This window comes from Ruegeria sp. B1 (assembly GCF_056535885.1).
Genome location: NZ_JBQFJA010000001.1, coordinates 872,198 through 886,383, shown reverse-complemented (window position 1 = coordinate 886,383; position 14,186 = coordinate 872,198). Strand labels below are relative to the sequence as shown.

The window sequence follows — 14,186 nt, the reverse complement described above, 5'->3', positions numbered from 1 at the left end:
GAGTTCCCAAATGGTAACTACACACTAACATTGAAGCAATCGAGGCAGAACTTTGTTGATGTGACTTATGGCGAAAAAACAGAATCTTGGCCTGTCGAAGTGAAAGAACAGAAACGTCACGAGTTTAAATTCCATGGTTTCGCGTGGGATACGCCCGAGATAGGTTTGGAGGAGACTTGCTGGTTCGAGTTGCATATCTGTCCGACCCCCAAAATAACGTACTGGGGTAACCGAGTGGTTATACGAACAGACCTATGTTGCTCGTCGCAGTAAGTTCAGCGCCTCGAACGGCGGCTAAGTCCGGATAGTGTTGAAAAACTCAAAAATGCAAGAGGTTCGAGTTTATTGCGAACCGGCGAACCGGCGAACCGTCGATAAAGTCCAAAGCCAATTTCGATGACAGTTGTTGAGATGCCCTGTCCAGCCCCAATTCTATGGGCCAGTTTTGAGCAAGGTTTCTGGAACGGGCGGTCGCATGTTTAGAGCCTGATGGGGTCTGACACGATTGTACTGTCTAAGCCAGGTATTGATGACGATCTGAGCCTGTTTGGTGGTGTGGAACCATTCTGCGTTGAGGACTTCCCGGCGCAGAGTGCCATTGAAGCGCTCGTTGTATCCATTCTCCCAAGGTGATCCCGGGTAGATTTGGATCGGCTTAATGCCCACCTTTCTTAACCAGGTCTGCAGGGCCGTTGCGATGAACTCCGCGCCGTTGTCGGAACGGATGTGTTCGGGCTTCCCGTGCCGCAATAAGAGTGGGTAGAGCGCATCCAGCACGTCTGCGCTGTTCATCTTCGGCTTGACCGCTACGCAGAGCGCCTCACGGGTATACTCATCCAGCACCGTCAGCATCTTGTAGCTCTGTCCGTTGCTCAGCTTGTCGTGGACAAAGTCAATGCTCCAGATGTGATTGGGATGTTGCGGTCGGAGCCGGATGATCGAGCTGTCCTTGTGGTACAGCCGTTTGCGTTTCTTGTGCCGTTGTGGGAGCTGCAAGCCTTCTTCGCGCCATAGTCGTTCGATCTTTTTATGATTGACTGCCCAGCCTTCGACACGCAGCAGCTCGGCGACCTTGCGGTAGCCGTAGCGCCCATACCGTTTGGCCAATCGGATCATCGCCAGACGTAACGCCTCATCATCCTTTGGCGCTGCGCGGTATTGCAGCGTGCTCCGCGCCAATCCAATCACGCGACAGGTGCGCCGTTCAGAGGTTGCCAGCTTTTGTCGGGTGTGGACCACGGCCTGACGAAGCTGGTCTGCCGTCAGGCCTTTGGCTTTAGATAATCAAGGCTCTCCTTGAGAATGAGTTTGTCCAGTTCAAGCTCAGCCACGATTTTCTTGAGCCGATCATTCTCTTTCTGCAGCGCCTTCAGATTGGCCATCTCAGATCGTCCCATCCCACCAAACCGCTTGCGCCATGTGTAATAGGTCGCATCACTGACACCAGCCGTTCTGCACGCCGTCGCGACATCCGAACCAGATGCCAGGCCCAGCTCAATCTCGCGCAAAAGCCGCAGAATATCTTCGTCCGAATACCGTTTCCGCGCCATCAATCCCGTCTCCAAAACTAAGCCAACTGTGGCACAGTTTTAGGGGGCCAAGACACCAAATCGAATTATAGTCTCAAATAATCTGAGCCAGAAACAGCGATGATCTCGCGCCCAACGGATTATGATCTCAAGCCGCTACAGTTACTGACGGGATCACTCCTCATGGCTGCACAACTCACTGAACAACAGGGCAACCCATCTTGTCGGCGCTTGTTTATTCTCGACGAAGCCAAGGGGCTTGGCAATCTCGAACAGCTGAAGACAGTCCGCGACGAAGGCCGCGATATCGGATTACACTTGATGCTGTTCTACCAAAGTTGGGGTCAATTCACCGATATCTGGGGAGGGGGCTCACGCCTGGGAGGACTCTGCAGAAACGCGCATTTTTGGCGCTGTTCAGAGTAGCGCTCGGTCGAATGAGATCGTGAACGTGCTGGGAAAAGATACGATTGCCGTCAAAACAGAGTCCAAATCGGAATCATCAGCCAAATACCATATGTTCTCGGGTCAAGTCGGGGCGGGCGCCAGCGAACAGGTAAAGGAGTTGCCGCTGCTTTCTCAGTCAGATCTATCCAAGCTTCCGAAAATTGGATCTCTGATCCTGACGCGAGGTCTACCACCCATTCTTGGGAGCAAGGCCGTATTCTTCACTCGCAATGACATGCGGGATCGCGTCATGAGTGAAAAGGAGGTGTTTGATCAGGTTATCGATGACAATACGCGAATAGAGCCGCGGGCCCTGACATCCTCGAATACCTCCAGAGAAGAAGGGGCCAGCTTCGGTAGGGGCAGGAACGTACGGTAAGAGAAGCCCGTGACGGTGTGTACCGGCCCTGCCCGCCGGCTTCGTCGTTGTCAGCCATTACTCTGGTACCCGAAGTGCAACTGTATTTGTAAAAGTTTGCAATATGGCAATAAATACCTTATATTATGCCATAAGACAACCATAGGAGTTTGCCATGCCACAGCTGCAACTCGTTGAGAAGACAGCCCATCAGCCCTCTGCGCCCTACATCTCAGACGCAGAAGGCGAAGCTATGGCCCGAGCCGTCGTCACTCTCTTTGGCAAGTGGGACATCACGGATGCTCAAGCCTCCGTTCTACTTGGCGGACTTTCAGCTCGCACCTGGGCACGCTGGAAAGTGGGAATGATCGGTCGAGTTCCACGCGACCTTAAAGCTCGGTTGTCCAACCTCATGGGCATTCACAAAGCGCTCCGGATCATCTTCACGGATGCAGATCGCGCCTATGGATGGGTCAAACGCCCGAATGAGGCGTTTGGCGATATGCCGGCACTCGATGTCATGCTCGGTGGCGAGCTCACCGACATCATGCGTGTTCGCCGCTATCTCGATAGCGTTCGAGGTTGATGAGCTTGGTTGATCCAGAAGTTGTTCGAGTAAGTTGGCGAACGACCCATCGAATTATTCGGTCCCGTTTCCCTCCCATTGATCTGTTTGAGGACATTGCCGATCCTGCTGATTGGGATGCTATTCTGTCTGCAGAAGCAAAAACAAATCCGCGTGTCGCAGAAAGCGTCGGCATGCTTGACCTTGTGCCGGAAAATCGACGCGTGGCAGGGGAGGGGGCTTCGTGGGCCATGGCTCCTTTTGTCCACACATCGACAGACCGCCCAAGCCGTTTCACCGATGGTTCCTATGGCATCTACTATGCGGGCAATTCTATTGAAGTCGCGCTGTTTGAAACCATTCATCATCATGGATCCTTCATGGCTGCGACCGCAGAGGATCCTGGCTGGGTTTCTGATTTTCGAGAACTGGTCGGTTCATTGGACGCGGATTTGCATGATCTCAGAGAGACCGCACTGACGGATCCGATCTACGACAGGACCGACTATACCGCCTCGCAGGCCCTCGGGGCGAAGCTTCGCGACAAGGGTTCCAACGGTCTAGTGTTCAGGAGTGTCCGATACCCGGATGGCCTCGCCATCGCACTCTTCTGGCCCGACATTGCCGGGATACCCAACCAGGGACAACACTTTTCCTACTTCTGGGACGGCAAGACTGTGAGCCAGGTCAAAAACCTGAGTACCGGTGACGTGTTTAACGTCATTGAGGAGAGGTTCGATTGATCCTGTTACCAAGGACATAGCGACAAATAGGGTCGGTTTATCGACCGATCGAAGTCGAACACAAGGCTAGCGATCGACCGTAGGATCGTGTGGATGTGATAGGGGACGGCTTCGAGCAGATGTTCAAGGAACTCCCAGGCTGTCTTGCGATTGGCCTTTTCGACAAGCTGAGTGACAGCGTACTTGCTGGTCCGATTGTAAAAATTGATAGTGAAGTGGAACGGGTGGTAGAGCGCTAGATCAGCCCAAATTCGCACTGAACCCCAATCGACTGTGCGTCGGAAAAAACACAATGAAGCCGTCGCGCCAAAGATAGCAGTTTGAGCCCTTACCAGCCTTTCACGACCACTTGAGGTTTTGCTTGTGCAGCAAGCCGCGAACTGCGCCAAGCGGACGTTCAGCCCTACTTTGTAAAAGGCGCCGCCGCGGACAAAGCTGTCATCGAAGATCGAGCAACCAAGGACTGTTCGCAGCCCAAAGTGTCAAAGGTTGCAAGGGTATCGGAAAGGGAATTTGCCAGCATATAGTTAGCTTGAATCAAAATCTGGTAAACAGACGACCCCAACAAAACGGCCATTTCTTTACATGTTGGATTGAAGAGCTTGCCGGCATTTAGATCCCTAGAACCCGTGCATTCTTTTGGCCCATTGGTATCCAACAATCAGGCCCTTCATGACCGGCAGCAGTGCCAAGGCACCGATTACTGCGATGACCGACATGCTCAAAGCCAAGACCCAGGGTTCTGGCCTCCATGTCACCCAGGCGATGTGCAACGCGAACCCCATTAGGTGGCCAACGATCAGGATCGTAAGATAAGCCGGACCATCATCAGCCCGCTGATGGCTCAGATCTAAACCGCAATTCGAACACTCATCGTTCACTTTGATGTAGCTATGCAGCAGTTTGCCTTCCCCGCATCTGGGGCACTTGAGGCGCATCCCGTTCATGATTGCGGGTTTGATGGGGCGCTCTTCACTGTCGGCGTGGGTGTCAATTGCAAGGTCGGACATCTTTGATCTCCTTCGGTCGTGCTTCAGATAGTTCATCTTCAGACAAAATGCAATCATTAGCCAATCAATATGGCGATAGGTGCGACAATACGTTGAAATTCTCCTGTAATAAGGATAAAGGTGACAGGCGCAATCTTCTATATTGAATGGAATTATACCTTGAAGTCATGGACGCCGAATCTGCGCGACGACGGGAAACCACTCTATGTCCAGATCGCGGAAGCGATCAGACATGATGTAGAAACAGGTGTGCTTGATGCAGGTGACAGGCTTCCGCCTCAACGCAGCGTCGCCAAGCTTGTTGGCTTGGATTTCACAACCGTGTCTCGCGGATACTCTGAAGCCGCAAAGCGAGGGTACATCGATACATTTGTTGGGCGAGGGTCGTTTATCCGAAAGCATGAAGAAACATCAGAAAAAGCAGACCCACGTCGCGCGCTGGAAGAAGACCCGAACATGAACATGCCCCCGGAGCCCGATGATCCGGCTCTGGTGGCCCGGATGGAACAAGGCCTCACACATGTTGCTGCGAACCTCGTTCCTCTGCTTCGCTACCAATCCATTATCGGGAGCCTGCAGGACCGGGAGACCGCAGCACGCTGGATGAATATCAATGGTATCGACGTTACAGCAGACCAATTGGCAATCACGCCTGGCGCACATGCCAGTTTGCTGTCGATCCTTACGCTGCTCACCAAGCCCGGAGACACCGTGATCTGTGAGCGCGTGACCTATCCCGGTATTCGCGCCATCGCGGCCCAACTCGGTATTCAGCTTGTCGGCGTGAGATCAGACGACAGCGGTATTCTTCCTGGTGATCTGGATGCCGCTATTCAAGAGCAGGCACCTTCTGCTCTTTATCTGAACCCGACGCTGCAAAATCCCCTGACGCTTACAATTCCGATGGAGAGACGTCAGCAGATCGCATCCGTTTTGGATAAGTACGGTTTGCCTTTGATTGAAGATGACGCTTGTCGTTTTGTGTCGTCGGATGCGCCACCGCCTATATCACAGCAGATCCCCGAATTGGGGTGGTACATCGCGGGTCTTTCGAAATGTCTGGGCGCTGGTTTGAGGCTTGCGCTAACGGTGGTTCCGTCTGGGCTGTCGAAAACCCACTTCACGCGGGCCTTGCAGGCGTCGAATGTCATGGCGTCACCAATCACAACAGCTTTGATGGCGCGATGGATCGAGGATGGTACAGCCGCGGCGGTGCAAAAGTTCGTCCGCAAGGAGGCTAACCGCAGACAGAACCTTGCGGCCAAGATTATGCAGGACCAAGACTTCGTCGGCAGCACCGAAGCCTTCAATATTTGGCTCAAACTGCCCGAAGGGTCGAGCCGAGCTGACGTGATGAGCCACATGGCCAATCGTCAAGTCGGAGTTATGCCGAGCAATGCCTTTACGGTAACAGGCGCACCCGACGAAGCGGTCAGGGTATGTCTGGGAGGGCCAATCTCATACATCCAGCTGACTGAAGATCTCGAAGCGTTGAATTATGCGATCACCCACCAAGATTGGGTTCCCTAGGCTGTTAGGCTGTGCCGAAAAACCGAGACGACCTTTGTCTAAGTTTTTCAATGTGCTTTATAGTTACTGCTTATTTTTATACACTTAGTACCAGATTGGTAAATCGTTGAATGTCCGCTGATCTGACAGGTCGATGCTGAACAATGACGTGCCAGTAGAGCGGTGCGATAAACATATCCAGGATCATTTGCCGATCTGTGTCTTTTGTCAGTTCACCACGCTCAATAGCTCTGTCCAACATGACCATTGCCTGGGCTCGGCGATCCCTCGTAACACTCTCCAGCAATTCTGCCAATTCATCAGAACGCGCGTGCTCAGCATGTAGGTCCGGCAGGATCCGCCTCACAAGCGGATGACGCAGAGTTGCAGCCATTCTGCGCATAAGCCTGGCAACGTCCTTCTCAAAAGATCCTGTGTCCGGAATTGGAGTGATACTCGTGGCCGCTGATTTCACCGCTTCGGTCACTAGTTCAAACTTGGATTTGCTCCGTCGATAGAGCGCTGCCTTGCCGACACCTGCGCGAGCCGCAATCCGCTCCATTCGTAGAGCCGAGTAACCCGTTTCCGCCCATTCCTCGAACAACGCGCGTTGGATTGCTTCCGTCACCGTGTCTTGCAAAACGGCAGCCCCAGCCGGCTTCCGGCGCGGCCGATCAGAATTTTTTACGTCGGAACTATTGCGTTCCATCGCGATTCTCCCTTATGTAGGACGAAACGGTATCGTTCCGACGTATTCTGGGGCACACTCCAAAATACTGCAACCCATTTTTGGCACTTTTGGAAAGGACGCGAAGATGGATCCGAAAATTGCACTTCTGTGGTTTGCGCCTCTGCTTTGCGGGGCCTTGATACCCATCCATGCCGGAATGAACGCAGAGCTCAGCCGTGCTGCCGGCCACCCACTCTGGGCAACTCTGTTGTCGTTTGGAATTTCATTCGTTTGCCTGGTGGCCGGCATCGCATGGCTTCGACCGACATTGCCAAGCTTATCATCACTATACGCAGCTCCTTCCTGGGCGTGGGTAGGAGGTGTGATCGGTGTCATTTACGTGATGGCGACCATGGTTCTGATCCCACGCTTTGGGGCCGCCGCTTTTATTGCCGCAGTCGTCGCCGGACAAATGACGATGGCACTCATCCTGGACCAGAACGGGCTACTTGGAAACGCTGCTCGATCAGCGGACTTCTATCGCATCACTGGTGCTGTGCTGTCGATCTCCGGCGTTCTCATCATGCAATTCGGAAAAGCACCATGACGCAAGCCATCACTCACACCACACCTTTCGACCCCCTCAAAACCCATCAACACGAAGCTAGGAGAGATCATGTCTGATACGAACACGATACCAAGTTTTGGCGCGATGCTGCGCGGTGCCCTTGGAGATGCAATCATCGCAGATGCAGGCGAGAACTTCCTGGACATGTGTGACGAAGGCATCGTGTTCGAGTTCCCCTTTGCGCCAGAAGGTTCGGTGCGAGAACTCCGCGGCCGAGATACGATGGCCGCCTATCTGCCAAAAGCCGGAGGCCTCATCAGCTTTGAATCCATGAGCCCGGCGGTCACCCATTTTGCCAAAGACGGTGAAACCTTTGTTTTGGAGTTCTCATGCAAAGGTAAAGGCGAGGCCGGGCGCTACGACCAGAATTACATCTCGGTTATCGAGGTCCAAAACGGACGTATCACCCGCTATCGTGACTACTGGAACCCTCTGGTTCTGCTGAACGCAGTCGGCGGCGTCGAAGTTCTTAAGTCCAAGCTGGGAGACTTTATTGATGACTAGTTCCATTCTTGTCACTGGCGGCACCGGAAAAACGGGAAGCCGCGTCGTCAAACAGCTACGGGCAAAAGGGCTGGCCCCCAGCGTGGGAACACGCAGCCCTCAGAACAAAAACGACGTGCGCTTCGACTGGAGCGATCCGTCTACGTTCACGGATGCTTTCGAAGGCGTCAGGGCTGTTTACCTCGTAGCACCCACAGACACCGTGGATTCACTGGGAGCAATGCAGCCCGGTCTTGAAGCGGCACTTGCTGCGGGCGTCCAACGCTTCGTGCTACTCAGCGCCTCTTCTTTGGAAGAAGGCGGGCCCATGATGGGCTCAGTCCACGCTTGGCTGCGCTCCAACGCTCCAGAATGGGCCGTTCTGCGTCCAACCTGGTTCATGCAGAACTTTTCAGAACTTCATCACCGAGACCCCATTCGCGATGAGTCCGCCATCTACACCGCGACAGATGACGGCCGCGTTGGCTTTATCGATGCGGGCGATATAGCAGCTTGTGCAACGGCGCTGCTGGTCGCTCCCTCAGTCGAAAACACGGACTATATTCTCACTGGCCCGGAAGCGATTTCTTATGATGTGGTTGCCGAAACACTAAGCAATCAATTGGGGCGGAAGATCACCCATCATCGCCTAACCGTCGATGAACTGGCAGAGCGTTGTCTTGGCCCCCTAAAACTGTGCCACAGTTGGCTTAGTTTTGGAGACGGGATTGATGGCGCGGAAACGGTATTCGGACGAAGATATTCTGCGGCTTTTGCGCGAGATTGAGCTGGGCCTGGCATCTGGTTCGGATGTCGCGACGGCGTGCAGAACGGCTGGTGTCAGTGATGCGACCTATTACACATGGCGCAAGCGGTTTGGTGGGATGGGACGATCTGAGATGGCCAATCTGAAGGCGCTGCAGAAAGAGAATGATCGGCTCAAGAAAATCGTGGCTGAGCTTGAACTGGACAAACTCATTCTCAAGGAGAGCCTTGATTATCTAAAGCCAAAGGCCTGACGGCAGACCAGCTTCGTCAGGCCGTGGTCCACACCCGACAAAAGCTGGCAACCTCTGAACGGCGCACCTGTCGCGTGATTGGATTGGCGCGGAGCACGCTGCAATACCGCGCAGCGCCAAAGGATGATGAGGCGTTACGTCTGGCGATGATCCGATTGGCCAAACGGTATGGGCGCTACGGCTACCGCAAGGTCGCCGAGCTGCTGCGTGTCGAAGGCTGGGCAGTCAATCATAAAAGATCGAACGACTATGGCGCGAAGAAGGCTTGCAGCTCCCACAACGGCACAAGAAACGCAAACGGCTGTACCACAAGGACAGCTCGATCATCCGGCTCCGACCGCAACATCCCAATCACATCTGGAGCATTGACTTTGTCCACGACAAGCTGAGCAACGGACAGAGCTACAAGATGCTGACGGTGCTGGATGAGTATACCCGTGAGGCGCTCTGCGTAGCGGTCAAGCCGAAGATGAACAGCGCAGACGTGCTGGATGCGCTCTACCCACTCTTATTGCGGCACGGGAAGCCCGAACACATCCGTTCCGACAACGGCGCGGAGTTCATCGCAACGGCCCTGCAGACCTGGTTAAGAAAGGTGGGCATTAAGCCGATCCAAATCTACCCGGGATCACCTTGGGAGAATGGATACAACGAGCGCTTCAATGGCACTCTGCGCCGGGAAGTCCTCAACGCAGAATGGTTCCACACCACCAAACAGGCTCAGATCGTCATCAATACCTGGCTTAGACAGTACAATCGTGTCAGACCCCATCAGGCTCTAAACATGCGACCGCCCGTTCCAGAAACCTTGCTCAAAACTGGCCCATAGAATTGGGGCTGGACAGCTCTTACAGCTGCAGCTAGCTTGACGGATATGCCACTAGCTGTTTTGCAGCCTTTGGCTCCACTCAACTCGAACGAGTATGTTGACATCGCAATACCCGGAGATGGGGCCAGAGATACGGCGTTGGAAGCTGTACGGGTTTTTGAAGATAAGACCGGCTTACGGCCTGGTGCAGTCGTACCGTTGGGAGAACCAACCATTGCACCCGGTTTATTGATCGCAGAGCACTACAACTTGCCATACTTGGCCCGCAGTTCAGTTGAGACAGTCAGAAACAAGGTTAAGATGCTTGCTGCTTTTGAAAATGCAGGGCTCTCGGTCCCGCGTTTTATGAAAGTGTCTAGCAAACAAGACCTGCAAGAAGCCGTGAAGCGACTCAAGTTTCCACTTATTGTAAAACCGTCGAATCTGTATTCAAGCGTGGGCGTCAAGTTCGCTCCCGATGCAAAGTCTCTCGAAACAGTGTTCGAGACTTGTGCTGCTTTAGCGGCTAAGCATGGCCAACGAACAGGCCTTCAAAGTGATTTGTTCCACGTCGAAGAGTTCATCCCTTCCAACAAGGAAGTCGTTACGTTGGTCGCTAGTGCGAATGGTCAACACCGCGCTTTGGGAAGCGTCGATACCGCCCTGACGCAGCCCCCTTACTTTGCAGAGTTGGGTCACATTGCGCCGTGCACGGCATCGAATACTGATGCAGTCCACAGGGTCGCCGAACTCGCAGCTGCAGCAGTTAGTATTGATCGGGGACTTTCAAATATCGACATCCGAATAGCTGAAGACGGAACTCCTTACATCATTGAGTTGAATGCACGGCCTGCTGGCAATGGCATTATGAATATTTTCCAGAGTGTCTTCAGGCAGAACCTGTTCAAAGTGCAAGTGGCCGGATACCTGTCGAATTCATGTGTACTGCCCGACCCACTGAAGTCTAATGGTTGTGCGGGCATAGTCTTCTTGGATGCGCCTCCAGGTAGGATTGAAGAACTTACTCCACCAGACGTGCTTTCCAATTCAGTTATAGATCTTAAACTGTTTCGCTCTTCCGGCGATGTTTCAACGGAGCTGATAGATGGGTTCCAAAAGGATGGAGCTGTCGAGTTTTTCGACATGGAAGAGGCAAGCCCAGCCAAGTTTGAGGAGTATTTAAGAATGGGTGCGTTGCTTTCTTCACAATGCTTCAAGGTTACTGAGTGATCTCAGGATCGATGCGACCAGACCGAGGAGGGTACAGTCCAATAGCACAGTTCAGCTGTCTATTGGTTGTGCAATTTATAGTTCAGTCCGGCTTCGCTGTTTCGCTCTCGGCTTTACCCTTTATCGCTTTGAATCTAGGTGGCAACCCTGAGTTAATTGTGTTCATCCTCGGATCCAATGTAGTTGCGGCTGTTTTGGCCGCGCCTATAATCGGCTTGATAGGTGATCGCCTAGGCCGCAGAGGCACAGTCGCGGGAGTATTTCTTGCGAGCTCGATGGCAGTATTCTTACACGGTGCCACTGGTTCGTTAACCGTTCTACTTCTGGCTAGGTTCCTCGTTGGCATCCATGCGGCTGGTACTGGTGTAATCATGGCGACTGTTAGTGACCTGTTTGGAAAAGAGAGCGCCAAATATATGGGTTATCTTGGAGCGGCGACGACAACAGGATGGATATTGGCGCCAATTGCCATGTGGTATTTTTCAGTAGCTGACCCTGTGGAAATCTCACGGGTTCTGGTTGTTTCAGGACTGCTAGGAATACTAGCCACAATCGGTCTATGGGTGGCATTGAGTGTCCCCACTCAAAGCGTGGCCAGTAGTCGGGAACCGGTTGCTAGAGCATCAAAAATGCGTGTTTCGGTTCGTGCAAATTTACTTAACATGCCGGTCTTTGTCTTCACTGCTGGGGCGATCTTTTTTGGGCACGCAGGCATAAACTCGACTATGGGGCCTGTGTTTGTCACTGACTTTGGAGTTCAGAATGATGAGCTCAACTTGATTGTTGCAACTGCCAATCTTCTAATAATTCCGATTGAAGTTTTTTTGGTGGGTTTTATTGCATCACGCGGACTGCAACGCACGACCGTTACTACACAATTGGTGGCTTTAACTTTATTGTGCTTGTGGGTGCTAGTTGCTCCAACAAAACTTGGCTTTTTCGTGGTGTTCGTTGCGCTCTCGGGCGCCTCACAGTTAACCCTCCCTCTCGTTCTGTACCTAGTATCTGAGAGTTCGAGGCCTCAGCAAAAAGCGTACCTAATGAGTGTTGCTTCGACGATCATTAATGTGTTCAAGCTGACAGGGCCGTACGTTCTCGCACTTATGTTTGCCATTTCCGGACTTTCTGGAATCTTGATGTCATTGTTTTGCCTGCTTCTTCTGTCGACGCTGGCGACAGTGGGTTATTTTTTTGTGGCAGGCCGTAACGAAAACTAAATTGGTTGAAAATTTCCATGGCAAGTCTAAGATTTTCGCCCCCCAAACCTTGGCGACGGCCGGCTGGTCACCGCGTAGCGATACCGAAGGAAAGCCGTCGCGGTCGACGGTCGAGATCAGACAGAACGGGCTGTTGTGGATGAATTCCATCATACGCGGTGTCAGGTGATCGCGGATTTTATGGGCCGTTGTCGGCGCAGGCTCGGGGATCAAGACGCGCAGGTCGTCGAGGTTATTAGGGTCGATTTGGGTAGGGGGCGAAATCCCCCTTTCTCATGAGCGTTTTTGGAATTCTCGACACGATGAGACTACCCCACTGGCGTGGGATGGTCAAAATATGTAGCCTGTGTAGGCGCTGGAGACGGTGGGCCGAACCGGTGGTTATCATACTCTCATCCGCGGGCTGGATACCGCCTGACCAAATTCGATACGGGTGACCTCTCTCTAAGATCGGATGTTTGTCCCAAAGGGTGTACCGAGGATTTCCCTATCACATGACCGCCATCTCCAGCGGACTACACAGGCAGGCTGCGCATTTCGATCAGGTGGCCAAAGGTGTTTTCCGAGCGATGTCCCAGATGAACCCGGCGAGTTCCCGAGCAATTGCTGCCAACACCCGTGGCTGCGGTTTGCCGGTTTGGCTGAGATCGCGATACCGCTTGCAAAGGCGGGTCTGCGCTTTCCAGCCGATATCCTTGATCTGTTGCGGCAGATGCGCGGACCGCTTCAGATACGGATGACCTTCTTTTGGCGGATGACGGTACGACCAACCTGCCTCAATCAACATCGTTCGCGCCAATGCATTGCCAGCCTTGGTTAGACGCCCTCGGCGTGTTGTGGATCCGCTAGAGTGCTCGCTCGGCACCAGACCCAACCACGACATCAACTGACGTGGATTTTTGAAGCGGGTGATGTCGCCAATCTCGGCAACCACGGTTGCGGCAATTGTGGTGTTGACACCACGCAGTGCACGCAACGCATCTACAACCGGAGCGAAGGACCAGCCGGGGATCGCATCTTCGATGGCCTGATCTAGGGTCGCAACGCGGGCCTCTGCTTGGTTGATGGCGCGCTTCAGCTCTTCAAAAGCCAGTTGTTGATACGAAAACCGGAACCGTCGCAGTTCCGCAAGCCATCGGCGATGGCGTTGCCTCCAATAGCCCCCACTCTCGTATCGAAGCCCATGACGCAGCAGAAAGCTAAGCAATTGCTGTTTCGACACCTTCACGGCGTCCATCGCCTGCTTGCGGGTACGGATCAGGTCGCGCATGGCCTCCTGCTCCTCGTCTGGCGTCCAAATGGGTGTCAATTCACCTGCACGCCAAAGCCTGGCCAACATCTCGGCGTCTCGCCGATCTGTCTTGACCCGATCACCGGCCTTGCGAGGGATCATCGACGGCGAAACAACTGCGCATTCAAACCCGAGCTTTGTGAGGTGTCGGTGCAAGCCATAGCCGCACGGCCCAGCCTCATAGCAAAAAGACGGAGTGTGTCCGTTCTTGGAAAGCCTCTTCGTAAGACGTAGCACTGCATCAGCCGAATTGACGACGATCCCGTGAAATCTGATCTCACCGCTGCGACTGTCTTCGGCAACAGCGACTGCAATTGTATCTTTGTGAATGTCCAGGCCAACATAAAGCGTTTTGTTCATTTGCATTTCCTCCTTCGAACGTTCTTCTGTTCGTCGAGAAAAACACGGGCACCACGCACGTCGAAAAACGCTCATCTGGTCTTATCACGGGCCAGAACCGCCGTGTCGCGATCGCCTACCTTGATCCATTGTTCGACGACGATTGTAATCGAGAAACGGCACTCAAGTGTTGGGACAAGGTGTTCAACACTACATTCTTCAGCGAGCACTATCAGCCAGAACTCGAAAAGAAGTCAGCGCTTTCGGCGCCCGGCAGTTATCGGGAGTGGAACCACGTCACCAATCGCACAATTGCAGACTTTTGCTCCACCCGTTCGAA

At 53.3% G+C, this 14,186-nt stretch carries 11 protein-coding genes and 3 pseudogenes; 10 read left to right on the top strand and 4 right to left on the bottom strand.

The annotated features are described in order from the left end of the window. Positions 1-432: 432 nt before the first annotated feature. Positions 433-1,550, bottom strand: a pseudogene (locus tag ACR3ES_RS04250) (IS3 family transposase). 147 nt (positions 1,551-1,697) lie between these two features. Here ACR3ES_RS04250 and ACR3ES_RS04245 point away from each other — a divergent pair. The 3 genes and pseudogenes from ACR3ES_RS04245 to ACR3ES_RS04235 form a co-directional block, all read left to right on the top strand. Then, positions 1,698-2,355: pseudogene (locus tag ACR3ES_RS04245) on the top strand (TraM recognition domain-containing protein); the annotation flags it as partial. Positions 2,356-2,509: 154 nt separating this feature from the next. Further along, positions 2,510-2,920 (top strand): MbcA/ParS/Xre antitoxin family protein, encoded by a 411-nt coding sequence (locus ACR3ES_RS04240; protein ID WP_170437536.1) that lies wholly within the window; start codon positions 2,510-2,512, stop codon positions 2,918-2,920. Beyond that, positions 2,920-3,642 (top strand): RES family NAD+ phosphorylase, encoded by a 723-nt coding sequence (locus tag ACR3ES_RS04235; protein WP_170437535.1) that lies wholly within the window; start codon positions 2,920-2,922, stop codon positions 3,640-3,642. The genes ACR3ES_RS04240 and ACR3ES_RS04235 overlap by 1 nt, the downstream gene beginning before the upstream one ends. A gap of 620 nt (positions 3,643-4,262) precedes the next feature. On the opposite strand, the gene ACR3ES_RS04230 is transcribed toward ACR3ES_RS04235, so the two are convergent. Next, a complete protein-coding gene (locus tag ACR3ES_RS04230; protein ID WP_170437533.1) occupies positions 4,263-4,652 on the bottom strand; it encodes a DUF983 domain-containing protein in 390 nt (129 codons plus the stop codon). A gap of 159 nt (positions 4,653-4,811) precedes the next feature. On the opposite strand from ACR3ES_RS04230, the gene ACR3ES_RS04225 reads away from it, so the two are divergent. Then, positions 4,812-6,182, top strand: coding sequence for an aminotransferase-like domain-containing protein (locus ACR3ES_RS04225; RefSeq protein ID WP_170437531.1), 1,371 nt, complete (start codon positions 4,812-4,814; stop codon positions 6,180-6,182). A 76-nt stretch (positions 6,183-6,258) separates the two neighbouring features. On the opposite strand, the gene ACR3ES_RS04220 is transcribed toward ACR3ES_RS04225, so the two are convergent. After that, positions 6,259-6,801, bottom strand: a complete 543-nt coding sequence (locus tag ACR3ES_RS04220) for a TetR/AcrR family transcriptional regulator (RefSeq protein ID WP_170437529.1) — start codon at positions 6,799-6,801, stop codon at positions 6,259-6,261. A 175-nt stretch (positions 6,802-6,976) separates the two neighbouring features. Here ACR3ES_RS04220 and ACR3ES_RS04215 point away from each other — a divergent pair, with 175 nt between their 5' ends. The 6 genes and pseudogenes from ACR3ES_RS04215 to ACR3ES_RS04190 all read left to right on the top strand — a co-directional run bounded on the left by ACR3ES_RS04215 (position 6,977) and on the right by ACR3ES_RS04190 (position 12,216). Continuing rightward, complete coding sequence (locus tag ACR3ES_RS04215; protein ID WP_170437527.1) at positions 6,977-7,438, top strand: DMT family transporter; 462 nt, start codon at positions 6,977-6,979, stop codon at positions 7,436-7,438. Between the two features lie 69 nt (positions 7,439-7,507). Continuing rightward, the gene (locus tag ACR3ES_RS04210; RefSeq protein ID WP_170437525.1) at positions 7,508-7,963 is read left to right on the top strand and encodes a nuclear transport factor 2 family protein; all 456 of its coding nucleotides are present in this window, start codon (positions 7,508-7,510) and stop codon (positions 7,961-7,963) included. Next, complete coding sequence (locus ACR3ES_RS04205; RefSeq protein ID WP_480424877.1) at positions 7,956-8,729, top strand: NAD(P)H-binding protein; 774 nt, start codon at positions 7,956-7,958, stop codon at positions 8,727-8,729. The genes ACR3ES_RS04210 and ACR3ES_RS04205 overlap by 8 nt, the downstream gene beginning before the upstream one ends. Further along, positions 8,674-9,790: pseudogene (locus ACR3ES_RS04200) on the top strand (IS3 family transposase). The gene ACR3ES_RS04205 and the pseudogene ACR3ES_RS04200 overlap by 56 nt, the downstream one beginning before the upstream one ends. A gap of 45 nt (positions 9,791-9,835) precedes the next feature. Next, on the top strand, positions 9,836-10,999 hold the full coding sequence (locus ACR3ES_RS04195; protein ID WP_480493464.1) for an ATP-grasp domain-containing protein: 1,164 nt from the start codon (positions 9,836-9,838) through the stop codon (positions 10,997-10,999). A gap of 68 nt (positions 11,000-11,067) precedes the next feature. After that, positions 11,068-12,216 carry an MFS transporter gene (locus ACR3ES_RS04190; protein ID WP_170437648.1) on the top strand — a complete coding sequence of 383 codons (1,149 nt, stop codon included), beginning with the start codon at positions 11,068-11,070 and terminating at the stop codon, positions 12,214-12,216. A 541-nt stretch (positions 12,217-12,757) separates the two neighbouring features. On the opposite strand, the gene ACR3ES_RS04185 is transcribed toward ACR3ES_RS04190, so the two are convergent. Beyond that, positions 12,758-13,867 carry an IS110 family RNA-guided transposase gene (locus ACR3ES_RS04185; RefSeq protein WP_480424874.1) on the bottom strand — a complete coding sequence of 370 codons (1,110 nt, stop codon included), beginning with the start codon at positions 13,865-13,867 and terminating at the stop codon, positions 12,758-12,760. Positions 13,868-14,186 lie beyond the last annotated feature (319 nt).